Source organism: Novosphingobium sp. BL-52-GroH, from assembly GCF_044813085.1.
In the GTDB taxonomy this organism is placed as follows: Bacteria; Pseudomonadota; Alphaproteobacteria; order Sphingomonadales; family Sphingomonadaceae; genus Novosphingobium.
In genome coordinates this window covers 1,193,131-1,216,053 of sequence record NZ_CP171152.1, presented here as the reverse complement: position 1 = coordinate 1,216,053, position 22,923 = coordinate 1,193,131, and the positions used below count along the sequence as shown (strand labels likewise).

At 68.3% G+C, this 22,923-nt stretch carries 17 protein-coding genes; 8 read left to right on the top strand and 9 right to left on the bottom strand.

Annotation, left to right across the window (positions count from 1 at the left end; all coding sequences use genetic code 11):
- The first annotated feature begins 284 nt into the window (after nucleotides 1–284).
- The 6 genes from ACFFDA_RS18340 to ACFFDA_RS18315 all read left to right on the top strand — a co-directional run bounded on the left by ACFFDA_RS18340 (nucleotide 285) and on the right by ACFFDA_RS18315 (nucleotide 9,614).
- A complete protein-coding gene (locus ACFFDA_RS18340) occupies nucleotides 285–1,394 on the top strand; it encodes a purine nucleoside permease (RefSeq protein ID WP_404482219.1) in 1,110 nt (369 codons plus the stop codon).
- Nucleotides 1,391–2,938: an adenosine deaminase gene (locus tag ACFFDA_RS18335; RefSeq protein ID WP_404482218.1), complete on the top strand. Its 1,548-nt coding sequence runs from the start codon at nucleotides 1,391–1,393 to the stop codon at nucleotides 2,936–2,938. The genes ACFFDA_RS18340 and ACFFDA_RS18335 overlap by 4 nt, the downstream gene beginning before the upstream one ends.
- A 151-nt stretch (nucleotides 2,939–3,089) precedes the next feature.
- The gene (locus tag ACFFDA_RS18330; RefSeq protein ID WP_404482785.1) at nucleotides 3,090–5,546 is read left to right on the top strand and encodes a TonB-dependent siderophore receptor; all 2,457 of its coding nucleotides are present in this window, start codon (nucleotides 3,090–3,092) and stop codon (nucleotides 5,544–5,546) included.
- A gap of 88 nt (nucleotides 5,547–5,634) precedes the next feature.
- On the top strand, nucleotides 5,635–6,741 hold the full coding sequence (locus tag ACFFDA_RS18325) for a purine nucleoside permease (RefSeq protein ID WP_404482217.1): 1,107 nt from the start codon (nucleotides 5,635–5,637) through the stop codon (nucleotides 6,739–6,741).
- Nucleotides 6,742–6,871: 130 nt separating this feature from the next.
- On the top strand, nucleotides 6,872–8,227 hold the full coding sequence (locus ACFFDA_RS18320) for an 8-oxoguanine deaminase (protein ID WP_404482216.1): 1,356 nt from the start codon (nucleotides 6,872–6,874) through the stop codon (nucleotides 8,225–8,227).
- A 13-nt stretch (nucleotides 8,228–8,240) separates the two neighbouring features.
- A complete protein-coding gene (locus ACFFDA_RS18315) occupies nucleotides 8,241–9,614 on the top strand; it encodes a uracil-xanthine permease family protein (protein WP_404482215.1) in 1,374 nt (457 codons plus the stop codon).
- Between the two features lie 60 nt (nucleotides 9,615–9,674).
- On the opposite strand, the gene ACFFDA_RS18310 is transcribed toward ACFFDA_RS18315, so the two are convergent.
- From ACFFDA_RS18310 to accD, 9 genes are all read right to left on the bottom strand, one after another.
- The gene (locus ACFFDA_RS18310; protein WP_404482214.1) at nucleotides 9,675–10,349 is read right to left on the bottom strand and encodes a cytochrome b/b6 domain-containing protein; all 675 of its coding nucleotides are present in this window, start codon (nucleotides 10,347–10,349) and stop codon (nucleotides 9,675–9,677) included.
- A 10-nt stretch (nucleotides 10,350–10,359) separates the two neighbouring features.
- On the bottom strand, nucleotides 10,360–10,848 hold the full coding sequence (locus ACFFDA_RS18305) for a c-type cytochrome (protein WP_404482213.1): 489 nt from the start codon (nucleotides 10,846–10,848) through the stop codon (nucleotides 10,360–10,362).
- Between the two features lie 31 nt (nucleotides 10,849–10,879).
- Nucleotides 10,880–12,250, bottom strand: a complete 1,371-nt coding sequence (locus ACFFDA_RS18300) for an ankyrin repeat domain-containing protein (RefSeq protein ID WP_404482212.1) — start codon at nucleotides 12,248–12,250, stop codon at nucleotides 10,880–10,882.
- Between the two features lie 7 nt (nucleotides 12,251–12,257).
- Nucleotides 12,258–13,598, bottom strand: a complete 1,341-nt coding sequence (locus tag ACFFDA_RS18295; protein ID WP_404482211.1) for a DUF1552 domain-containing protein — start codon at nucleotides 13,596–13,598, stop codon at nucleotides 12,258–12,260.
- Nucleotides 13,595–16,081 (bottom strand): DUF1592 domain-containing protein, encoded by a 2,487-nt coding sequence (locus tag ACFFDA_RS18290; protein WP_404482210.1) that lies wholly within the window; start codon nucleotides 16,079–16,081, stop codon nucleotides 13,595–13,597. The genes ACFFDA_RS18295 and ACFFDA_RS18290 overlap by 4 nt, the downstream gene beginning before the upstream one ends.
- Before the next feature lie 202 nt (nucleotides 16,082–16,283).
- Entirely contained in the window at nucleotides 16,284–17,231 is a 948-nt protein-coding gene (locus ACFFDA_RS18285) for an acetyl-CoA carboxylase carboxyltransferase subunit alpha (RefSeq protein WP_404482784.1), read from the bottom strand.
- 183 nt (nucleotides 17,232–17,414) lie between these two features.
- Entirely contained in the window at nucleotides 17,415–18,764 is a 1,350-nt protein-coding gene (accC, locus tag ACFFDA_RS18280; protein WP_404482209.1) for an acetyl-CoA carboxylase biotin carboxylase subunit, read from the bottom strand.
- A gap of 13 nt (nucleotides 18,765–18,777) precedes the next feature.
- Complete coding sequence (accB, locus tag ACFFDA_RS18275; protein ID WP_404482208.1) at nucleotides 18,778–19,239, bottom strand: acetyl-CoA carboxylase biotin carboxyl carrier protein; 462 nt, start codon at nucleotides 19,237–19,239, stop codon at nucleotides 18,778–18,780.
- On the bottom strand, nucleotides 19,236–20,084 hold the full coding sequence (gene accD, locus ACFFDA_RS18270; protein ID WP_404482207.1) for an acetyl-CoA carboxylase, carboxyltransferase subunit beta: 849 nt from the start codon (nucleotides 20,082–20,084) through the stop codon (nucleotides 19,236–19,238). Before accD ends, accB begins: the two co-directional genes overlap by 4 nt.
- Before the next feature lie 509 nt (nucleotides 20,085–20,593).
- Here accD and fdhD point away from each other — a divergent pair.
- Nucleotides 20,594–21,436 (top strand): formate dehydrogenase accessory sulfurtransferase FdhD, encoded by an 843-nt coding sequence (gene fdhD / locus ACFFDA_RS18265; RefSeq protein WP_404482206.1) that lies wholly within the window; start codon nucleotides 20,594–20,596, stop codon nucleotides 21,434–21,436.
- 274 nt (nucleotides 21,437–21,710) lie between these two features.
- Nucleotides 21,711–22,922, top strand: coding sequence for a toxic anion resistance protein (locus ACFFDA_RS18260; RefSeq protein ID WP_404482205.1), 1,212 nt, complete (start codon nucleotides 21,711–21,713; stop codon nucleotides 22,920–22,922).
- The last annotated feature ends 1 nt before the right edge of the window (nucleotide 22,923 follow it).

The window sequence follows — 22,923 nt, the reverse complement described above, 5'->3', positions numbered from 1 at the left end:
TTCCGGACCTGCTCTAATTTTTGCAACGCTGCGTGGGATTCATTGCGTTTGCTCGGCCTGAGTCAAGTGCCTTACCACTTGCTGCAACACCGAAAGGTGCGAGCCGACCGGCGCGCTGATGCTTCGACCCTCCCCGAAGCCTCAAAGCACCCGAGGAACCGCACTTTCGGACGGGGGCGCACTTTCCATCGGGTTTCCACCGACCCGCCGACTGGGCGCCCCCGATTGCGGGGTTCAGGGTACAGATGACTGCGATTCGATCTTGGGGCCTCCGGCGGGCCGGTTTGCGTGCGCTGGCGCTTGCCTGCGCGACGGGCGTCCTCGCGCCCGTGTCGGTGGCGGCTGCCGAGCCGGCGGTGCCCGAAGTGCCGAAGGTGACGCCGATCCCGGTCAAGGCGATCGTCATCGCCAACTTCGAACCGGGCGCCGACACCGGCGACGCGCCGGGCGAATTCCAGCTCTGGGCGGAGCGCGAGCATCTCGACGAGGTGATCCCGCTCAAGGGGCCCCTCCATCCGCTGCGGCGCAATGCGCAGGGGCTGTACGGCATGGTCTGGGGCAGCCCGGACACGATGCTGGGCGGGGTCGCCGAACAGTTGATGGCGCTGCTGCTCGACCCGCGTTTCGATTTTACGAAGACCTACTGGTTGTTCACCGGCATTTCCGGGGTCGACCCGCAAGTCGCCTCGGTGGGCAGCGCGGCGTGGTCGCGCTGGGTGGTTCAGGGCGATACCCTGCGCGAGTTCGACGACCGCGAGGTGCCCGGGGACTGGCCCTATGGCCTCTTCGCCATCGGTTCGGACAAGCCGAACACGTTGCCGTCGGCGACCGAGGACTTCGCCGGCTTCACCGACACCGGCAAGCTGGCGATGTCGGTCAAGCTCAACCAGGGCCTGACCTCCTGGGCCTACGCGATGACCAGGGACGTGCCGCTCCCGGACAGCGCCGAACTGCAGAAGGACCGCGCGCGCTGGAAGGGCTTCCCGCAGGCGCAGAAGCCTCCGTTCGTGCTGCTGGGCGAGACGCTGGGCTCGGTGCGCTACTGGCACGGGCCGGGCCGCACACAATGGGCGCGCGACTGGGTCCGGCTGTGGACCGGCGGCAAGGGCCGCTTTGCGATGACGAACATGGAAAGCCAGTCGATGGCGGGTGCGATGGCGATCGCGGGCAAGCAGGGGCTGGTCGATCCCGACCGCGTGCTGGTCCTGCGCACCGGCAGCAACCCCTCGATGCCGCCGCCGGGCGTCTCTGCGGTGGACAGCGTCGCCAACGAGGGTGCCGGCCAGAAAGTCGCCTTTGAGGCGAACTACCGCGTAGGCGCGCCCGTCGTCCACGAACTGTTGGCGCACTGGGACAAATACAGGGACACGATCCCGGAGGCGCCGGCACCGTGAAGCGCCTGCTGCTTTCCCTGCTGACCTTGTGCCTCGTGCTGCCGCCGGCGGCGCTGCCTGCCCATGCCGACCCGGCGAGCGAGGCGGCCACTGCCGCGCTGGTCGACAAAGTCGCCGGCAATGCCGGGCAACTGCGCGTGGTGCTCCAGGCGATGCCCAAGGGTGGCGACCTGCACAACCACCTGGGCGGTTCGGTCTATGCCGAGGACTTCCTCAAGGTGGCCGCCGCCAGGGGCCTGTGCGCCGACGAGGCGATCTCGCGCATTGCCCCGGCGCCGTGCCCGCGCGAACGGCAGGTCGCGGTCATGGCGGTGGAGGACCCGTTCACCTACGCCAGGCTGGTAGACGCGATCTCGACGCGCGGCTTCCAGCAGGGCATCGGCCCGGAGAAAGTCTCGGGCCACAGCCAGTTCTTCTCCAGCTTCGACAAGTTCGGTCTCGCCGCCGAGGGGGAAGCGCCGCGCTGGCTGGCCGACGCCTATGCCAGCGCCGGGCGCAACCATCTCGTCTACCTCGAGCTGATGTACAATCCCGAGCGCTTGTCGCGGTACATGGCGGAGGCACCGGACACGCCGCTCGACGCCGGGATGCTGGCCGCGTCCTACAAACGCGAGATCGCGACGGTCGAAGGCCTGCTGGACGAGACCGTCGCCGACGTGACGCGCAACGAGGCCGAGGCCCGGGGGCGGCTGGGCTGCGATACCAGCGCGCCGCGCGTCGGCTGCGACGTCGCGGTGCGCTACCTCTATTCGGGGATGCGCGGGGTCGCCCCGGCGATGGTCTGGCGCTCGCTGCTGGCGGGCTTCGCGCTGGCGCACAAGGACCCGCGCTTCGTCGGCGTCAACATCGTCATGCCCGAGGACGATCCGGTCGCCTTGCGCGACTATGACCTGCACATGGCGATGTTCCGCTTCCTCGAGGAGAAGTATCCCGAGGTGAAGGTGACGATGCACGCGGGCGAACTGACGCTGGGCCTCGTGCCACCGCTCGACCTCGAGGACCACATCGCCAAGGCCGTGGACGCGGGCGCGAAGCGGATCGGCCACGGCGTCGACATCGCCTACGAGGCGAAATCGCCCGAAACCCTGGCCCGCATGGCGCGCGATGGGATCGCGGTCGAGATCAACCTCACCAGCAACGCGGTGATCCTGGGCGTCGAGGGCGGCAACCACCCGCTCCGCCTCTACCGCGCGATGGGCGTGCCGGTGATGCTCTCGACCGACGACGAGGGCGTGCTGCGCTCGGACATGAGCAACGAATACGTGCGCGCGGTGACCCAGCAGGGCCTGCGCTATCCGGACCTCAAGGAAATGACCCGCGCCAGCCTCGAATACGCTTTCGTGCCGGGCGCCAGCCTGTGGCGCGGGCGGCATCTGGGCGAGACGGTCGAGCCTTGCGCCGCGAGCTTCGCCGACACTCGCTGCAAGGCCTTCCTGGCCGGCAGCGAGAAGGCCAGGCTCCAGGCCCGGCTGGAAACCAATCTCGATGCGTTCGAGCATGCGCTCGGCCGCTTCGAAGGCAAACAGGGATCAAAGGGAGACTAGTCTTCAATACCACTTCGCGGACGCCAAAATCAGTGCAATGATGCGCCGCAGCATATCAGGTCGACGGGAGAGGAGGGACACAAAAACCAGCTCACGGCTGGCGGGCAGGACTGCTCGATTAGCCGTATTCAGGGGGCATAACATGATGGATATGATCCGATTCAATACGCGCAAGTTCCGGGGTGCATCGCAATCCGGTACGCTTCGCAGACCGGCTTTGGCCGTCGTCACGGCACTTCTGTGCTGCACTGCAATGAGCACGCCCGCCTTCGCTCAGGCCGCCGCCGACCAGGCCACCGACGCGGACGGTAACGAGATCGTCGTCACCGGATCGCTGGGCGCGCTGCCGATCGAGGGCGTCGGTTCGGTGTTCGGGTTCGACAAGACCGTGACCGAGACGCCGCGTTCGGTCTCGACGATCAGCTCGGAGCAGATGGAACGCTTCGGCATCACCGACATCTACGACCTCGTCGCGCAGTCGCCGGGCACGTTCACCAACTCGTTCTTCGGCGTCGGCGGCGCGCTCGACATCCGCGGCACCCCGGGCGAAGTCTACTTCCGCGGCGTGCGCCGCCTCGACAACCCGGGCAACTATCCGACCCCGATCGCCGCTGCCGAGCGCATCGACATCGTGCGCGGCCCGGCCTCGCCGATCTACGGTCCGTCGAAGACCGGCGGCTACATGAACTTCGTGCCCAAGTCCGCGCGCGTGCAGGGCGGCTCGTACATGGCTAGCCCCGAAGGCAAGATCAGCTTCACCGGCGGCAGCTGGGAGAAGGCCGACATCGCCGCCGAACTGCGCGGTCCCGGCAAGCTGGGCGCGCAGGAATTCGGCTACAGCCTATACGCCGAAGTCGAGAACTCGGGCAGCTACTACGACAACATGTCGACCAAGCAGACCATCCTGCAAGCTGCGTTCGACACCGACCTGACTCCCGACCTGCGCCTCGAATTCGGCGGCATGTACCAGAACTACAAGGGTCAGCAGAACGGCGGCTGGAACCGCCTGACGCAGGACCTGGTCGACAACGGCACCTACATCACCGGTTCGGCGCAGTCGCTCGACACCAACGGCGACGGGCAGATGTCGGTGGGTGAGATCAACACGGCGGCAGCCAACAACTTCGGCAGCCTGAGCGTGTTCCTGCCCAGCCCGACGATGTTTACCGACGCGACCTTCGCGGCCTACCCGTACCTTGCCTTGACTAACGTCGGCACCGCCAAGCTCAGCCGCCGCAAGACGCTGACCGGCAAGGACGACCGCCTCGACAACAAGGCGACCACGCTCTACGCCGACCTCATCTGGACCGGTCCCGGCGACATCGAGATCAAGAACCAGCTGTTCTACGACGGCTACAAGAACATCAACGAGAACGCCTACGGCTTCTCGCAATTCCACGATTCCTACGTGATCGAGGACAAGATCGTCGTTTCGAAGACGATCGAAAACGATGCCGGCAAGTTCGCCATCCAGCTCTCGCCCTCGATCCGCTACACCAATTTCAAGCACGCGGAAGACTTCAACTACGAATACTTCCATCGCGTCGACCTGACCGTGGGCTACACCCCGGCCAGCGACCGTCTGCTGTCGACCGAGTGCAACTGCAACTACGATACTTACGTCAAGGGCCACTATACCGACCTGGGCTTTGCCGGCCTGGTCGATCTCGACTTCAAGTTCGGCCTCGATGTGACGCTTGGTGCGCGTTACGACACGATCAAGGGTGTCTCCAACTTCCAGGAGGCCTTCATGGAGGCTCCCAAGGACATTTCCGGCGCGAAGGACCGGGATGGCGCCTGGTCCTGGTCGGCCAGCGCGAATTACAAGCTGCCCTTCGGCCTGATCCCTTACGTCACCGCTGCCAGGCAGTCGGTGGTGATCGCCGGGCAGGGGGCGGAAATCGATCCGTTCAACCTGGCCGCGGGCACCTGGATCACGGCATCGAAGCTCTACGAGGCCGGCCTCAAGGGTAGCTGGCTGGACGATCGCCTCTATGCGGCGGTCTCGGTCTACAAGCAGAAGCGCACCGACTACAGCTCGCAGTCGATGACCGTGAACCAGGCGGTCGAGACCAAGGGCCTCGAAGCCGAGTTCCGCTGGTCGGTCGACGATCACCTGCTGCTGACCGGCGGTTACACCCGCACCAAGGTGTGGAACCTGACCGCGATCGAGGCAGGCTCGACCTTCAGCTTCTTCGGCATCGAGGACCTCGTCAACGTCACCAATCCGGCGCTCTACCTCGGTGGCCAGCCGATCGGCCTGGTGCCCATCACCAGCAAGAGCGACGCGCGCCGTGCCGGCATCCCGACCAACCTCTACTCTTTGACGGCCACTTACGCCTTTGACAACGGCATCGCCCTGGCCGGCAGCATGGTGTCGGTGGACTCGGTCTACTCCGGTGTCTCGCAGGCGGTGAAGTTGCCGGCCTACACCAAGTTCGACGTTTCGGCGACGTACGAGACGGGCCCGTTCGTGTTTCGCGCCGTGGTCAAGAACGTGACCGACAAGAAGTACTTCCGTGCGAACTTCACCGAGTTGTTCGGTTCGACGATCGTTCTGCCGGAGCTGCCGCGCAGCTTCCAGGGCACGGTCTCGTACAAGTTCTGACCTGAACGAGGGGAGCGCCCGCCTCGGCTGGCGCTCCCGCCTTTCCTCTGCCACGACGGCGGCGGAACAAGTTTTCGAAAGGTATCCCATGCGCTTCCAGACGCTCGCCACATTCATCGCGGGCGCCATGCTGTCCATCGCCGCGCCGGCCTTCGCGGCCGATGTTCCCGCCGCGGCGTCCATCGAGGACTGCGAGCCGGGCGGGTCTTGCGCCCACCCGCTGCCGGTCAAGGTGGTGATCGTCTCGCTGTTCGAGATCGGCAAGGACGAGGGCGACGTCGCCGGCGAGTTCCAGCTATGGAAGGCGCGCCGCGGACTGACCCAGCGGATTCCCTTCCCGCAGTCCTTCCACGACCTGTACTACAACCCCGAGACGCAGGTGCTGGGCGTGGTGACCGGCATCGGCACCGCCCGGTCGACCGCCGCGATCATGGCGCTCGGTCTCGACCAGCGCTTCGATCTCACGCAGTCCTACTGGCTGGTCGCAGGCATCGCCGGCATCGACCCGGAGGACGCCTCGATCGGATCGGTGGCCTGGGCGCGCTACGTCGTCGACGGCGACCTCGCCCACGAGATCGACGCGCGCGAGATCCCGGCCGACTGGAAGACCGGCTACTTCCCGCGCCAGACCAAGGGTCCCAACGACATGACCGGCAAGGCCGATCCTTCGGGTGGCGAGGTCTACACGATCAATCCCACGCTCGAAAAGTGGGCCTTCGACCTCACCAAGGACATCGAGCTTCCCGACAGCCCGGCGATCGCCACCGAGCGGGCGCGGTTCGTCGACTATCCCCACGCGCAGGAACCGCCTTTCGTGCTGGAGGGCGACACGCTGTCGGCGATGACCTTCTGGCACGGCGAGAAGCTGACCGACTGGGCCAACGGCTGGGTCCGCTACTGGAGCGGCGGCAAGGGCGAGTTCGTGACTTCGGCGATGGAGGACACCGGCGTCATGCAGTCGATGACCTACCTCGACGCCATCGGCCGCGCCGACCGCGACCGCGTGCTGGTGGTGCGCGCGGGCTCCAACTTCACGATGCCGCCGCCGGGCGTCGATGCCGCGACCTACCTCCTGCGCGAGAACGAAGGCTATGCCGGGCTCGAGGCGGCGGTGGAGAACCTCTACACGGTGGGATCGAAGGTCGTCGACGAACTGCTCGGCAACTGGGACCGCTACAAGGACGCGACGCCCTGATGGCCGGGGCGGAGCAGCACGAAGCCCACCTGCCTCGTCATTGCGAGCGTAGCGACGCAACCCAGGGCGGTTTGGGCCGGGCCGGGTTGCTTCGCGGCTTCGCCACTCGCAATGACGGGGGCGGGGGCCGATGAAGCTCCTTCGCCACGCCGACGTGCTGGTGTGCATGGACGATGCGCGCACCGAGATCGCCGACGGCGCGCTGGCCTGGCGCGACGGCGTCATCGTCGCCGTGGGCACCAGCGCCGAACTGGCCCCGCTGGCCGAGGACGCCGACGAGGTCGTCGATGCGCGCGGGTGCGTGGTGACGCCCGGACTCGTCAACACGCACCACCATCTCTACCAGAGCCTGACCCGCGCATTGCCGGGCGCGATCAACGTCTCGCTGTTCGGCTGGCTCAAGCGGCTCTACCCGATCTGGGCGCGTTACCGGCCCGAGGACGTCTTCGCCGCCACCCAGCTCGGCCTCGCCGAACTGGCGTTGTCGGGTTGCACGATGAGTTCGGACCACCACTACCTGTTCCCCGACGGGGTGACGCTCGACGATTCGATCCATGCCGCCCGGGAAGTGGGCCTGCGCTTCCACGCGACGCGCGGGAGCATGAGCGTGGGGACCAGCAAGGGCGGCCTCCCGCCCGACAGCGTGGTCGAGGACGAGGCGGCGATCCTGGCCGACACCATCCGCGTGATCGACCGCTTCCACGACAATGCCGATGGCGCCATGCTGCGGGTCGCGGTGGCCCCGTGCTCGCCCTTCTCGGTGAGCACCGACCTCATGCGCGACGCCGCGCTGCTCGCTCGCGACAAAGGGGTCATGATGCACACGCACCTTGCCGAGGATGCGGACGACGTCGCCTTCTCGATCGAGCGCTTCGGCTGCCGTCCGGGCGAATATGCCGAAGGGCTGGGCTGGACCGGGCCCGACGTGTGGCACGCGCACTGCGTCCAGCTCGACGCCGCCGAGATCGACCTTTTCGCGCGGACCGGCACCGGCGTGGCCCATTGCCCCTGTTCGAACTGCCGGCTGGGATCGGGCATCGCACCCTTGCGCACGATGATCGACGCCGGGGTTCCGGTGGGGCTGGGCGTCGACGGCTCGGCCTCCAACGATTCCGGCCACCTGCTCGCCGAGGCGCGCCAGGCCATGCTGCTCCAGCGGGTGACGCAGGGAGCCGACCGCTTCGACCCGCGCGAGGCGCTCCATCTCGCCACACGGGGCGGCGCAAACGTGCTGGGGCGCCGCGACGTGGGGTCGCTGGAGCCGGGCAAGCGCGCCGATTTCGCGGTCTGGGACATGGCCCACGTCGCCTCGACCGGGGCGTGGGACAAAGTCGCCGGACTGGTGCTGGCTCCGCCCACCGGCGCCCGCGACGTCTTTGTCGAAGGCCGCGCCGTCGTGCGCGATGCCGACCTCGTGCAGGTCCGCCGGACGGACGTGCTGCGCGCCGCCAACCGTTCGCTCGATCGGCTCATGACTTTCGCCTGACAGGAACCGCGTGATGACTGCCCTGACTTCCGCCGAGATCGCCGTCACCACCCCCACTGCCGGTATCGCCCCGGCCCAGGCGCGCGATCCGGACTGGTTCCCCGGCCTTCCCGCCGCCGTGCCCTTGGGCATCCAGCACGTCCTCGCCATGTTCGTGAGCAACATGACGCCGGCGATCATCGTCGCCGGCGCCGGCGGGTTCGGCTTCGGATCGGCGGACCCGTCGCAAATGATCTACATGATCCAGATGGCGATGCTCTTCGCCGGGATCGCCACGCTGCTGCAGACGATCGGCATGGGCCCGGTCGGCGCACGGCTGCCCTTGGTGCAGGGGACCAGCTTCGCCTACATCCCGATCATGATCCCGATCGTTGCGGGTAAGGGCGTGGAGGCGATGGCGGCGCTCACCACCGCGGCGCTGTTCGGCGGGGTGCTCCATGCGTTCCTGAGCGTGTTCGTCGGGCGCATCCGCTTCGCCCTGCCGCCACTCATCACCGGGCTTGTGGTGCTGATGATCGGGCTTTCGCTGATGCGCATCGGCATCCAGTACGCCGCCGGCGGGGTTCCCGCCGTCGGCACGCCCGCGTTCGGCGCGTGGCAGTCGTGGCTGCTGGCCGGGGTGGTCGTGGTGGTGACGCTGGCGCTCAATTTCTTCGGGCGGGGCATCTGGTCGACCGCCGCGGTGCTGCTCGGCCTGATGGCGGGCTACGGCGTGGCGCTGGCGATGGGGCGGATCGACTTCGCGCCGGTGGCCTCGGCCGGCCTCGTCATGGTGCCTAGCCCGTTCCACTTCGGCTTCGCCCTCTCGGCCTCGGCGATCCTGGGCTTCTGCCTGACCGGCTTCGTCTCCTCGATCGAGACCATCGGCGACGTCGACGCCATCTGCGAGGGCAATGCGGGCCGTCCCGCGACCGACCGGGAGCTTTCCGGCGCGGTCGCAGCCGACGGCGTGGGCACGGCGCTGGCCGCGGTGTTCGGGGCGATGCCGAACACGACGTTCAGCCAGAACGTGGGCCTGATCGCGATCACCGGAGTGATGAGCCGCCACGTCGTCACCGTGGGCGCGCTGTTCCTGGTGGTCTGCGGGCTGCTGCCCAAGGTCGGCGCGGTCATCACCACCATTCCGATCGAGGTACTGGGCGGCGGCGTGATCGTGATGTTCGGCATGGTCGCCTCGGCGGCGACCTCGATGCTCGCGGGAGTCGAGTGGACGCAGCGCAACATGCTGATCTTCGGCGTCTCGCTGTCGCTGGCGCTGGGGCTGCAACTCGAGCCGTCGGCGCTCCAGCATGTGCCGGAGACCTTGCGGGTGCTGCTGGGGTCGGGCGTGCTGCCGGCGGCGGTGACCGCCGTAGTGCTCAACCTGACGGTGCCGGGTCGGACGTGAGAAACACCCGGACGGGAGAAACAGATCGTCACCCCGGATCAAGTCCGGGATGGACGGTTGTCAGAAACGAAAGCCCGTCGAGACAGCCCAGGCCACGGCAACCGCCAAGACCACGCCCACCAGCGCCAACACCGGGGACCAGTGCAATTCGGCCGCGGCGTCACTGCCCTCGGCCTTGCGCCGGCCGGTTATCATCGGCCGGACGAGGTTCTGGCGCTTCCACACGAGGTAGAAACCCACCGCGACGACGTGCAGCGCCACCAGCGCGAGGATCGCGTTGAACACGGTTTCGTGCAGTTCGGCGGCGGAGCGGCCCTGGTCGAACGAGACGTAGTCCGCCAGCGGGCCGGATTCCAACCCGTCGACGTCGACCGAGAACAGCCCGGCCACCACCATCACCGCGATCACCACCAGCATGGCGACGACGCTCCAGCCACCCAGCGGGTTGTGCCCGTGCGCGGCATGGCCCTGGCGGCTGCCGAGGCGCCGGGCATAGGCGATCACCGCCCCGGGCCCGCGCACGAAGCTGGAAAAGCGCGCGGTGTGGGGGCCGGCGAAGCCCCAGAACACCCGGAACACCAGCAGCGCGAGGATCGCGTAGCCCGACAGGCGGTGCCGCTCCATGTCGTGTTGCTCGCCGCTCCACCACGAGAACGCGATGAGCACGACGAGCAGCCAGTGGAACAGGCGCACGGTCGGGTCCCAGACACGGGCGGTGGCGGAGGGCTTGCTCATGGTCGCTGTCTCAGTTGTCGGCGCGGAACTGCTTGTGGCACGAGCCGCAAGTGCCGCCCACGGCCTTGAACTGCGCGCCGACGGCATCGGCATTGCCGGTCTGGGCGGCGAGGACCAGCTTGTCGGCCTGGGCGATGAACGCCTTCATCTGGCCGTCGAAGCCGGTGCGGTTGGTCCAGATGGCAGGCAGGGCATCGGTCTTGACGCCCGAGGATGCGCCGCTGCCGTTGGGGAAGAGGGCCCCTTGCGCGCGGCCCGTGGCGGCCAGCGTTTTCGCGGCGGCGACGGCGGCGGGCTTGTCGATCGTGCCGCTGGCGATCTGGTCCTTGAGGACCTTCATCGCCCCGCCCATCTTCTTGAAATTGGCCTGGCGGGTGGTGACCGCCGTGGCGGCGGTCGATGCGGCGATGGCGCCGGTGCTGGCTACGGTGCTCGTCACGGCGACGAGGGCGGCGGACATGCCGAGGACGGCAAGGGAGAGGTGTTTCGAAAGCGTCATGGTTTTGTCGATCCCGTTCGGGTTATGTGAATCAAGGATGGGCACTCGCTAACACGGGCGTGCCCTTTTGGCCAAAGACTTGATCGTAGACTGCTTTTACCGTCGCAAGCCCGCCCTCGGCGATCTGCGCAGGGGTGGTGCCCTTGCCGTTCGCGACATCGGGCCTTGCACCGCGGGCGGCAAGCACGCGCAGCATCGGCGCGAGCTGCCCGTGCATCGGGCCACCCAGCACGAGATGGAGCGGCGTGTTGCCCTTGTCGTCGGCGACGTTGGCGTCCGGCGCGAGCGCGAGCGCCTCCTCCAGCGCAGCGACGCTCCGGCCCGAGGCGGCGGCGAGGACCACGTTGACCCCGTTATCCGCCACGAAGGCCGGGTTGGCGCCGCCCGCGACGAGCCGCTTCATCACCGCGACCTGCCCGGCCTGCGCCGCTATCAGCAGCGGCGGCGTGGGCGGCACGGGCGCGGGCGGCATGCCGAAGTTGGCTTCGGTCACCCACTTGATGCGCGAGGGGCCGGTCAGCCCGTTGGCGTCAGCGCCATGCGCGAGCAGGAGCGCGACCAGCGCCTCGTCCCCGCCTGCGGCCGCCGCGTGCAGAGGTTGCTGGCCGTTGCGGTCGCGCTCGGCGAAATCGACGTTGCCGCGCACGGCGAGCAGTTCGGCGGCGCGCCAGTTCTTCTGGTACAGCGCGAGCTGGAGGGCGCTGGTGTTCTCCGGGCCGCGATGGGCGGCATTGGCGCCGGCATCGATCAGGGCGCGGGTGGCCTCGCCTGATCCGCTGGCGATCGCGAAGAACAGCGGCGTGAAGCGTTCCTTCGTGACACGCTCTACCCTGGCGCCGGCTGCCAGCAGGTCCGCGATCGCGCCGAGGTTGCCGGCCGAGGCCGCCCACATCAGCGGTGTCTGGCCGCGTTGGTCGAGCGCGTCTGGCTTCGCGCCTCTCGCCAGCATCCGCGCGACAGTGCCGGCGGTGGAGTAGCGGGCACAGACGGCCAGCGGCGTGGAACCGTCGGGGCCGGCTTTGCGCACGTCGGCACGCGCGTCGAGAAGCTGGCCGACGATCGCCTCGCTGCCGCGCTCGCAGGCGAGGGAAAGGGGGGTGAGGCCCTCGGCGTCGGCGGTATCGGGTCTGGCGCCGTGCGCGAGGAGCAGGGCTACCATCGCCGGTTCCTGCGTCTCGATGGCGCGGGCCAAGGGGCTTTCGCCGTAGGCCAGCGGTTCGTTCGGGCTGGTGCCGGCCACCAGCGCGGCGGTCGCGCCGGGGATGTCGCCGGCGGTGATGGCCTCGGCCAGCGTGTCGGCATGGGCCGGGACGGTGACGGTCGCCAGGAGGGTTGCGACGGCAATGGGGATACCTCGTCCCGGGCCCGATCCGGGAGCCCGGGACGACGTCTCTTGGCGCATGGGATCTCTACGCATCGGTCAGTTCCCGCAAGGGGCCGGTACTGTCCCCGAAGCTTGTCGCGGGCACGCCCAGAGCGTTGAGCCCGGCCAGCATCAGGTTCGACATGCTGGTGCCCTTTTCGACCCGGACGTGGCGCCCGCCCTTCACCAGGCCGCCGGCGACGACCACCGGCAGGTCCATGTAGTCGTGCTCGTTCGAATCGCCGAAGGCCGAGCCGCGGATCACCAGCGTGCGGTCGAGCAGCGAGCCTTCGCCGTCGCGGGTCTCCTTCATGCGCTGGAGGTAATAGGCGAAGAACTCCATGTGGTAGCGGTTGATCTTCGCAAGCTGCGCCATCTTCTCGGGGTTGTTGCCGTGGTGGCTGAGCATGTGGTGCGAATCGGGCACGCCGATCTCGGGATAGGTGCGGTTCGACAGCTCGCGCCCGATCATGAACGTGCCCACGCGCGTCACGTCGGCCTGCATGGCGAGGACCTGGAGGTCGATCATCAGCTTCACGTGCTCGGCGAAGTCGCCGGGGATGCCGGCGGGCTGCCTGAGGTCGGCGGCCTGGGCGGTGGCGGGCGATGCGGCACTGCGCTGGATGCGCTTCTCGATCGCGCGGGTGGCGTCGAGGTATTCGTCGAGCTTGTGGCGGTCGGCCATGCCGAGCTGGTCGGAAAGCCGCCGGGTGTCCTCCATCACGAAGTCGAGGATCGATGACTGGCGGCGCAACTGGGCGATGCGGCCCGCCTCGTCGCCCACGTCGCCGTCGCCGAACAGCCGCTCGAACACCGCGCGTGGATTGGCCTCGACCGGCAGCGGCACGGTGGGGGTGAGCCACGAGATGCCGTTGGTATAGGCGCACGAGTAGTTGATGTCGCAAGACCCCAGCAGGCTCGCCTGGTCGATGCCCAGTTCCAGCGAGGTGAGCGGCGTGGCGTCGCCCAGGTGCGCGGCGAAGACCTGGTCCATCGATATCCCGGCGCGGATGTCCGGGCCTTCGGTCTGCCGGGCGTGGGCGCCGGTGAGGAAGGCCGGGCACGAGCGGCCGTGGCCGGCGGGACGGTCGCCCATGGCGGCGGCCTGCGGGTGCCCGAGGCCGCTGATGACGGCGATGTGCTCGCGGTGGACGCCGAGCGGTTCCAGCGTCGGCGGCAGGACGAAGTCGGTGCCGGTCGCGGTCGGCTGGAAGCCGGGCATCGTCATGCCGTTGGGCGAATAGAACACCTGGAGGCGCCTGGGCCGCGAGTCCACGTCGGCGGCGCGGGCGCTCGGCATCATCGCCTCGAGGAACGGCAAGGCCATCGCGGCACCGGCACCGCGCAGCAGAGTGCGGCGGGAGAGGGCGGGGCGGGTCACTCTCACTTCAGGAGCCTCCTGTCGTTTGCACCGAAATCGGCGGCCTTGAAGCGCTCGGGCACGCGGCGCAGGGTGAAGGCGGGGCTGGTGGCGATGCCGCGCACGATGGACTGGATGCGGTACTGGTCGGCGGCGGCACCGGCGGCGATGGCCCGGACCGCCGGCATGTCGTTGGCGCCGAGGCCCCTTGCCAGCGCATAAGTCATCAGCCGCTCGGTGAAGGCACGGGTGAACTCGTCCTTGCGGTCGAGGAGGATGCGCTGGAGGCCGGTGATGCCTTCGAAGCCGGCGCCGTCTGGCATCGTTGCCGCCGCGTCGATCGGCTGGCCGGCATCGAGGGTGCGCCAGGCGCCTACCGCGTCGAAATTCTCGAGGCTGAAGCCGAGCGGGTCCATCTTGACGTGGCAGGCGGCGCAAGTCGGGTTGGTGCGGTGCATTTCGAGCTGCTGGCGCGCGGTGAGCTGGCGGCCGTCGTGCTCGGTCTTGAGCGCGGGGATGTCCGGCGGCGGCGGGGGCGGGGCGGCGGCGAGCATGTTGTCGAGGATCCACTTGCCGCGCTTCACGACGCTGGTGTGGTTGCCGTAGGACGTGACGGTGAGGATGCTCGCCTGCCCCAGCAGGCCGCCGCGATGCCACGCAGGGTCGAGGGCGACGCGGCGGAACGCGGGGCCCGAGACGCCGGGGATGCCGTAGTGCTCGGCGAGGCGCTGGTTGAGGAAGGTGTAGTCGGCCGAGATGAAGTCGAGCACCGGGCGGTTGGCGCGCAGGACCTGGGCGAAGAACATCTCGGTCTCGGTCGCCATCGCGGCCTTGAGGCGGGTGTCGAACCGGGGGAACACCTCGATGTCGGGGCGCTGCTGGTCGAGGTTGCGCAAGTACAGCCACTGCCCGGCGAAGTTGGTGGTCAGCGCCTGCGCGCGCGGGTCGGCGAGCATGCGCGCGATCTCGGCGTCGAGCACGGCGGGCCGGCTGAGCTTGCCCTGCTCCGCGAGGCCGAGGAGGTGGTCGTCGGGGATCGAACTCCACAGGAACAGCGACAGGCGCGTGGCGAGTTCGAGATCGGAGATACGGGTGACGCTGCCCGGCATCGCGCCTTGCGCATCGCGCTCCACCACGAACAGGAATTCGGGCGAGACGAGGATCGCCTCCAGCGCGGCTTCGACACCGTGCGCGAAGTCGGACGCCTTCCGCTCGGAAGCGTAGATGCGCATGAGCGGGGCGACGTCGAAACCACCCACGGGGCGCCGCCAGGCGCGGCGGGCGAGAGTGGAAACGATGCGGGTGGCGCAGGCCTCCTCCTCGCTCGCCTTGCGGGGGTTGCAGATGAAGACGGCGCGGCGGCTGGGGGTGTCGGGGATGCCCTGCGCGTCGAACGGCCCGGCAACGTCGACCTGCAGCACGTCGCGCGGGAAGTTCTGTTGCGAATAGCGCTGGTGCATGCGGTAGCTGGGCACGCTCAGCGTCCTGGCCAGCTTGCCGTCCACCCACACGTCGAGCGGGAGCATCCTGGGTGGATCGAGCGGCAGCGGCACCTTGTCGGTGTCGTTGTGCAGCACCTGCACCGCCTCGGACGGGGCGCGGGTGCGGCGGAACGAGAGCGCGACGAGGTGCGAGCCGGCCTTCATCGGCAGGCGCAGCGACACCTTGTCCTCGACCATGCGGTCGGTCTCGTTGTTGCTGTTCGAATTGAGCCAGGCGGCGATCTCGTACGTGCCGTCGTGGCGGGCGTAGTAGCGCTGCGCGTAGCCGCCGCGCGAGGCCAGCGGCAGGTCGGCGCCGGCACGCTCGTTCCAGGCGGGGACGCCCGAGTTCTGCACCGAACCGTCCTTGGGCACCTGCCAGGTCGTCACGATCTCGCGCCGGCTGGTGAGCCCGGTCGCGAGGCGGCCGACTTTCCCGGCGACCGCGACGTAGCGCTCCATCAGCGTGGGCGAGACGCTGAGCACGTCGGCGATGTTGTCGAACCCGAAGCCGGAGTTGTCGGCCGGCAGTTCGCGGCTGAAGTCGACGTCGAGGGCGAGCAGGTCGCGCACCGCGTTGGCGTATTCGACGCGGTTGAGGCGCCGGATGGTCGAGCGGCCGGGATCGGGGTTGGCGGCGAGATAGCCGGCGCGCGAGGTGTCGAGCCAGTTGACGAAGGAGGCGCGCATGTCCGGCGCTGGCTGGGTCTTGCCGTGGGGCGGCATCTCGCCCGCGGCGACGCGGCGCAGGATCTTCTCCCAGGCCTCGGCGTTGCGGCCGGTGCGCAAGTCGTCGGCCTTGAGGTCCTCCACCGAAAGGTCGGCGATCCTGTCGATGTCGTTGTGGCAGCGCGAGCAGTATTCGCCCAGCATCGGCTCGACGAAGGCGGCCTGCTGCGGGCGGGTCATGCCGGCCGGGGAGGTGGTGGCAGGTTCGTCCTGCGCCGCCGCGTAGACGGTGGCGGCGGTGACGAGGGCGCTCAGCGCGAGCGCGGTCCGGCCCAGATTGAAATGCCCTGAAAGGCTCATGATGTATGCCCGACCCCATTTCCGGACCGCCCTTGCGCAGTTGCGGCGCGTCCGTCCCGCCATGGCGGGGTTCCTGTCGGGAGATCGGATTATCGGTCGGGGGTGTTGCCGTCCATTGCCATTAAATGGACAAGGCGCCGCGTTTTTTAGAGCGGGCGTGGCAGGGTCCGTGATCCCGGATCAAGGTCGGGATCACGGAGGATCAGAGCGTCCCGATGGCCAGGAAGCGGTCTTCGCGCTGGCGGACCAGTTCGGGGCCGCTCAGCGGTGCGAGCGCGTCCAGTTCGCGGCCCAGGGCCTCGGCGAGCGCGCGCGCGGTGGCGGCGGGGTCGCGGTGGGCGCCGCCGGTGGGCTCGGGAACGATGCCCTCGATCACCTTGAGCGCGAGGAGGTCCTGCGCGGTCACTTTCATGGCGGTGGCCGCGTCGGCCGCCTTGTCGGACGTGCGCCACAGGATCGACGAGGCGCCCTCGGGCGAGATCACCGAGTAGATCGCGTGTTCCAGCATCAGCACCGTATTGGCCGCGGCGATGGCGATCGCGCCGCCCGAGCCGCCTTCGCCGAGGATCGCGGAGACCATCGGCACGCCGAGCGCAAGGCAGGCCTCGGTCGAGCGCGCGATGGCCTCGGCCTGGCCGCGCTCCTCGGCCTCGACGCCGGGGAAGGCGCCGGCGGTGTCGACGAGCGTGACGACGGGAAGGCCGAACTTGCTCGCCATTTCCATCAGGCGGATCGCCTTGCGGTAGCCTTCGGGCTTGGCCGAGCCGAAGTTGTGCTTGATGCGGCTGGGAGTGTCGTGACCCTTTTCATGGCCGATCACCATGACCTTGCGGCCGTCCAGCGTGGCGAGGCCGCCGACGATCGCCTGGTCCTCGCCATAGACGCGGTCGCCGGCGAGCGGCACGAAATCGGTGAAGATGAGGCGCAGGTAGTCGAGGAAGTGCGGGCGCTGCGGGTGGCGGGCCACCTGCGTCTTCTGCCAGGGGGTGAGCTTGGCATAAGTCGCCGCCAGCATGCCGGCGCTCTTCTTCTCGAGCTTGCCGATCTCGCTGTCGATGTCGAGGTCGCTGCCGTCGGCGGTGGCGCGCAGTTCCGCGATGCGCGCTTCCAGCTCGGCGATCGGCTTTTCGAAGTCCAGGAACGAAATCATGCTCATCCAGTCCGTGTCGTCGGCGGGGGCCGATACCACAATGCTCTCATTCACACGTCATCCTGAACGTGTTTCAGGATCCATTTCGCCGTTCGCACGGCCGCCCGATCGGCACGATGGACCCTGCAACAAGTTCAGGGTGACGGTTTGGGGTGGGGCGGGCGCGGTGCCTGCCCCACCAACTCAGTTCGCCCGCTTGGCGAGCCACTCTTCCAGCCACTTGATCGTGTAGTCGCCCGACTGGAACTCGGGGTCCTCCAGCAGGGCCTGGTGCATCGGGATCGAGGTCTTGACCCCGTCGATCACCATTTCCTCCAGCGCGCGCTTGAGGCGCATGATCGCGCCGTTGCGGGTGCGCCCGGAGACGATCAGCTTGCCGATCATCGAATCGTAGTACGGAGGCACCCGGTAGCCCGCGTAGAGCCCCGAATCGACGCGCACGTTCATGCCGCCTGCCGCGTGGTAGTTGGTCACGAGGCCCGGCGAGGGCGCGAAGGTCCAGGGGTCTTCCGCGTTGATGCGGCACTCGATGGCGTGGCCCTTGAACTCGATCTGGTCCTGCGTGAAAGCCAGCGGCTGGCCGTCGGCGATGCGGATCTGCTCGCGCACGAGGTCGACGCCGGTGATCGCCTCGGTCACCGGATGCTCCACCTGCAGGCGGGTGTTCATCTCGATGAAGTAGAACGCGCCGTCTTCCCAGAGGAATTCGATGGTGCCGGCGCCGCGATAGCCCATGTCGGCCATCGCCTTGGCGACGATGCCGCCCATGCGGTCGCGCTCCTGCGGCGTGATGACCGGCGAGGGGGCCTCTTCGAGCACCTTCTGGTGGCGGCGCTGGAGCGAGCAGTCGCGCTCGCCCAGGTGCACCGCCGCGCCGTTGCCGTCGCCGAACACCTGGAACTCGATGTGCCGCGGGTTGCCGAGGTACTTTTCCATGTAGACGGTGGCATCGCCGAAAGCGGCCTTCGCCTCCGACCGGGCCTGGCCCATCTGCGATTCCAGTTCCTCGGCGTTGTTCACGACCTTCATGCCGCGACCGCCACCGCCCGACGCGGCCTTGATGATGACCGGGTAGCCGATCTCGGCGGCCAGTGCGCGCGCCTCGTCGAAGTCCTCGATCGCGCCATCGGAGCCGGGGACCAGTGGCAAGCCCAGCGCGCCCGCGGTGCGCTTGGCCTCGACCTTGTCGCCCATCGTGCGGATGTGCTCGGGCTTGGGGCCGACCCACTTGAGGCCATGCGCCTCGACGATCTCGGCGAAGCGGGCGTTCTCCGAAAGGAAGCCGTAGCCGGGATGGATCGCGTCGGCCTGGGTGATCTCGGCGGCCGAGATGATCGCGGCGACGTTGAGGTAGCTGTCCTTGGCCGCCGGCGGGCCGATGCAGACCGCATGGTCGGCGAGGCGCACGTGCATGGCGTCGGCGTCGGCGGTGGAGTGCACCGCGACGGTCTCGATGCCCATTTCGCGCGCGGCGCGATGGATGCGCAGCGCGATTTCGCCGCGGTTGGCAATCAGGAGGCGCTTGATGGCCATGTCAGTCCCGTTCTCAGCCGATCACGACGAGCGGCTGGTCGTATTCGACCGGCTGCTGGTTGTCGACGAGGATGGCGGTCACGGTGCCCGACTTGGGCGCGACGATCTGGTTCATCACCTTCATGGCCTCGACGATCAGCAGGACGTCGCCCTGCTTGACCGCCTTGCCGACCGAGATGAAGTCGGGCGCACCGGGCTCGGCGGCCAGGTAGACGGTGCCGACCATCGGCGACTTGACCGCGTCGACCGGCACGGCGGCCGGCGCCGCCTCGACCGGGGCGGGGGCGGCCGCCGGCGCGGCGGGGGCCGGGGCGCCGGGCGCATAGGCGGGAGCGGCGGCTGCGGCGGCCATCTGCTGGATCACCTGGCGCGAGACGCGGATCTTGCGCTCGCCGTCCTCGACCTCGATCTCGGACAGGCCGGTTTCGGCCAGCAGTTCGGCGAGTTCGCGAACCAGGGCGCTATCGATATTCACGCGACTTCCTTTCGTGCAAGGTATCCGAGCAGCGTGGCCAGCGTGCCTTTGAGGTCCTTGCGGTGGACCACCATGTCGACCATGCCGTGGGCATGGAGGTACTCGGCGCGCTGGAAGCCGTCGGGGAGTTTTTCTCGGATCGTGTCCTGGATCACGCGCTGGCCGGCAAAGCCGATGAGCGCGCCGGGTTCGGCGATCTGCACGTCGCCGAGCATGGCGTAGCTGGCGGTGACGCCGCCGGTCGTGGGATCGGTCAGGACGACGATGTAGGGCAGGCCCGCGGCGGCAAGCCGGCGGGTGGCCACGGTGGTCTTGGGCATCTGCATGAGCGAGAGGATACCCTCCTGCATGCGCGCGCCGCCGGCGGCGGTGCAGATGACGTAGGCGCAGTTCTCGGCGATCGCCGTGTTGACACCGGCGACGAAGGCCTCGCCCACCGCCATACCCATCGACCCGCCCATGAAGGCGAAGTCCTGCACGCCCAGCACGGCCCTGGCGCCCTCGATCGTACCGAGTGCGTTGGTCAGCGCATCGGGATAGGGATTGGCGGCGCGGGCGGCCTTGAGGCGGTCGGGATACTTCTTGGTATCGCGGAAATGCAGCGGATTCTCGGGCACCCGGGGAGCGGCGAGGACCGTATAGCCGGCGTCGAGCAACTGGTCGAAGCGCGCCTTGGCGCCGATCCGCCCGTGGTGCTCGCAGTTGGAGCATACCGAGAGGTTGGCCTCGAAGTCCTTGGCGAACAGCATTTCGCCGCAGCTCGGGCACTTCATCCAGAGGGTGTCCGGCGTGTCGCGCTTCGCCAGGCCGGAGAGCGAATTGCGTACCTTGTCGAGCCAACTCATTGCGGTTTCGTACCAATCCTGCAGATAATAGGGCGACGAGGCGCGGCCGGTAACCCTTTTCAGGCAGCGTCTCGGGCACGTCCGGCAGGCGACCCCGGTTGCCCTTTTCAAGGTGCCGGCGCCGGTACGAGGCGCGCCCATTAGAGGAATCCCCTCGGCCCCCGCAAGGCAAAATGGCCTTGGCTGTGGGCAAGTCGGGCGAGGGGGCATCGCCGGGGCGTAGCGGCGGGGCGATGTGGATCGGCGGATTGGATTCATTTTGGCAAAAAAATGCGATCTTTTGCGGCGATGATGGAAAATTGGATACAATCAGTCACTGGCGACACCCAAGTGCCGCTGGTCGAATTTCGTCATCCCGAACTTGATCCGGGGCCGTGCGCCATACTTCAGGCAACAGCTGGGGCTGAGGCGCTCGAATGGGAGGGCGGGCCCAAAGATTTGCCCACGGTCCCGATCAAGTCCGGCATGACGGGTGAAGGTGCCTTGCCAACCCTTGCGCTGCATCCGACATGGGCGCGACAGCCGTAGGAGCACGCAAGCTGGAACACCTCGACACCCCCGGCGCGGTCGCCCTTGCTGCCCGCCGCAGCGACTACACCGAGGCCCCCGGCGAGGCCACCACGCTCACCGCACCGGTCGAGGCGCCGGTCGCGATCGAAACCAACGGCATCGCCTATGCCGTGATGATGGCGACGCCGCTGGACCTGGCGGATTTCGTCACCGGCTTCCTGATGGCCGAAGGGCTCGCCCTGGCCGACGAAGTGGGCGAAGTGGGCATTCACGCAACCGAGAACGGCGAATGGGGCACCGGCTACGTCGCCCGCGTCACCCTGCCGCCCGAACGCCTCGGCCCGATCCTGGAGCGCGCGCGCCGGCGGGTGGGCGACAGTTCCTGCGGGATCTGCGGGATCGAGGGCGTGGAGGCGGCGCTGCGTCCGCTGCCCGCGCTTGGACGCCGTTCGGCAGCGAGCCCGCAGGTGATCAGGCACGGTCTCGATGCGATGCGCGAAAGGCAGGCGCTGGGCCGGCTCACCCGCGCCACGCACGCCGCCGCCTTCTGCGACGAGGCGGGCGACGTGCTGGCGCTGCGCGAGGACGTGGGCCGGCACAACGCGCTCGACAAGCTGGTCGGCGCGCTCGCCCGCGCCGGGATCGATCCCGCGCAGGGTTTCGTCGTGATGACCTCGCGCTGTTCCTACGAGCTGGTGGAGAAGACGGTGCGTGCCGGCTGCCCGCTGCTGGTGACGATCTCCGCTCCCACCGACCTGGCGGCGCGGCGGGCACGGGCGGCGGGGCTGACGCTGGCGGTGGTCGCCCGTGACGATGCGATGCTGATCCTGGCGCCGGGTTGAGGCGTGCGCAGTCGGATGCCGCCCCGTCCGATGGCGGCACGACCTCCCGGGCGGAACCGCGGGATGAACCCTGAAACGAGTTCGGGGTGACGGGGAGTGGGGGGAGGGCTTTCCGATCGGCCCCCCCGCCCCCGCGCGCTGCGCGAAGGTCGTCGATCCCCGTCCGCCGTTCGTCGATGACCGGCGGGCGTCCGCTTCGGGTTTCCCTTGTAGTCGGGCCGGTGCGAACATAGATTCCGGCCCCAACCGGGTTTTATCGAGGATTTGGCGTAAAATGGCGACCACTGCCACGGATACCGCAGGCGAACTCAAGCTCACTCCGCCCGATCCGGTGCCGACCGTCCAGCCCGAGCGCGCGGCGGGGCTGGTCCCCGTGGGCGAGGAAGCGAAGACCAAGCTGCAGGCCCGCGTCGCCGAATTCGTCGAGGACCTCGTCTCGCAGGATTCCGCCTCGCCCGAGTTCGGCCGCCGCGTCGACCAGATCACCAACATGGGTCGCAAGGAGATTTCCGAGGCGGCGGGCCATTCCAACCGCTTCCTGGATCGCCCGGTGCGCGCCATGGGCAAGGACGAGGGCGTCGGCTCCGACCTGGCCGAACTGCGCCGCACGGTCGAGGAACTCGATCCCTCGCGCAAGGGCAACCTGATGGCGCCGCGCAAGCTGTTCGGGGTGATCCCCTTCGGCAACAAGCTGCGCAACTACTTCGACAGCTACACCAGCGCGCAAGGCCACATCAGCGCGATCCTGGCGCGGCTGCAGGGCGGCAAGGACGAGCTGCTGATGGACAATGCCGCCATTGACGTCGAGCGGCAGAACCTGTGGGCCACCCTCGGCAAGCTCGAGCAGATGGTCTACATGTCGCGCGAGCTGGACAAGGCGCTCGAGGACAAGGCGAACGATCTCGACCACACCGACCCGGCCAAGGCCAAGGCTGTCCGCGAATCGGCACTGTTCTACGTCCGCCAGCGCACGCAGGACCTGCTGACCCAGCTCGCGGTCTCGGTGCAGGGCTACCTCGCGCTCGATCTCGTCAAGAAGAACAACGTCGAGCTGGTCAAGGGCGTCGACCGGGCCTCGACCACCACGGTCGGGGCGCTGCGCACTGCGGTCACGGTGGCGCAGGCGATGGCGAACCAGAAGCTGGTGCTCGAACAGATCACCGCGCTCAACACCACCACCGCCAGCATCATCGACGCTACCGGCCAGATGCTCAAGGACAACACCGCGCGCATCCACGAGCAGGCCGCCAATGCGACGATCCCGTTGGAAACGCTCAGCCGCGCCTTCCAGAACATCTACGACACGATGGATTCGATCGACACCTTCAAGCTCAAGGCGCTCGATTCGATGAAGCAGACCGTCACCGCGCTCGAAGGCGAGGTGGGCAAGTCGAAGGCTTATATCGCCCGCGCCCAGGGCCAGTCCGAAGGGCTGGCGAAAGGCGACGACGCGGCGGCAAGGTCGCTGCTGGAGGGTCTGGGCTAAC

What these genes read in the sequence shown, in the direction of transcription:
- ACFFDA_RS18310 (WP_404482214.1), bottom strand. Translation starts at nt 10,349, where the DNA reads ATGAGCAAGCCCTCCGCCACCGCCCGTGTCTGGGACCCGACCGTGCGC.
- ACFFDA_RS18325 (WP_404482217.1), top strand. Translation starts at nt 5,635, where the DNA reads ATGCGCTTCCAGACGCTCGCCACATTCATCGCGGGCGCCATGCTGTCC.
- ACFFDA_RS18320 (WP_404482216.1), top strand. Translation starts at nt 6,872, where the DNA reads ATGAAGCTCCTTCGCCACGCCGACGTGCTGGTGTGCATGGACGATGCG.
- ACFFDA_RS18315 (WP_404482215.1), top strand. Translation starts at nt 8,241, where the DNA reads ATGACTGCCCTGACTTCCGCCGAGATCGCCGTCACCACCCCCACTGCC.
- ACFFDA_RS18260 (WP_404482205.1), top strand. Translation starts at nt 21,711, where the DNA reads ATGGCGACCACTGCCACGGATACCGCAGGCGAACTCAAGCTCACTCCG.
- ACFFDA_RS18330 (WP_404482785.1), top strand. Translation starts at nt 3,090, where the DNA reads ATGATCCGATTCAATACGCGCAAGTTCCGGGGTGCATCGCAATCCGGT.
- accD (WP_404482207.1), bottom strand. Translation starts at nt 20,084, where the DNA reads ATGAGTTGGCTCGACAAGGTACGCAATTCGCTCTCCGGCCTGGCGAAG.
- accC (WP_404482209.1), bottom strand. Translation starts at nt 18,764, where the DNA reads ATGGCCATCAAGCGCCTCCTGATTGCCAACCGCGGCGAAATCGCGCTG.
- ACFFDA_RS18300 (WP_404482212.1), bottom strand. Translation starts at nt 12,250, where the DNA reads ATGCGCCAAGAGACGTCGTCCCGGGCTCCCGGATCGGGCCCGGGACGA.
- ACFFDA_RS18305 (WP_404482213.1), bottom strand. Translation starts at nt 10,848, where the DNA reads ATGACGCTTTCGAAACACCTCTCCCTTGCCGTCCTCGGCATGTCCGCC.
- ACFFDA_RS18285 (WP_404482784.1), bottom strand. Translation starts at nt 17,231, where the DNA reads ATGATTTCGTTCCTGGACTTCGAAAAGCCGATCGCCGAGCTGGAAGCG.
- ACFFDA_RS18290 (WP_404482210.1), bottom strand. Translation starts at nt 16,081, where the DNA reads ATGAGCCTTTCAGGGCATTTCAATCTGGGCCGGACCGCGCTCGCGCTG.
- fdhD (WP_404482206.1), top strand. Translation starts at nt 20,594, where the DNA reads ATGGGCGCGACAGCCGTAGGAGCACGCAAGCTGGAACACCTCGACACC.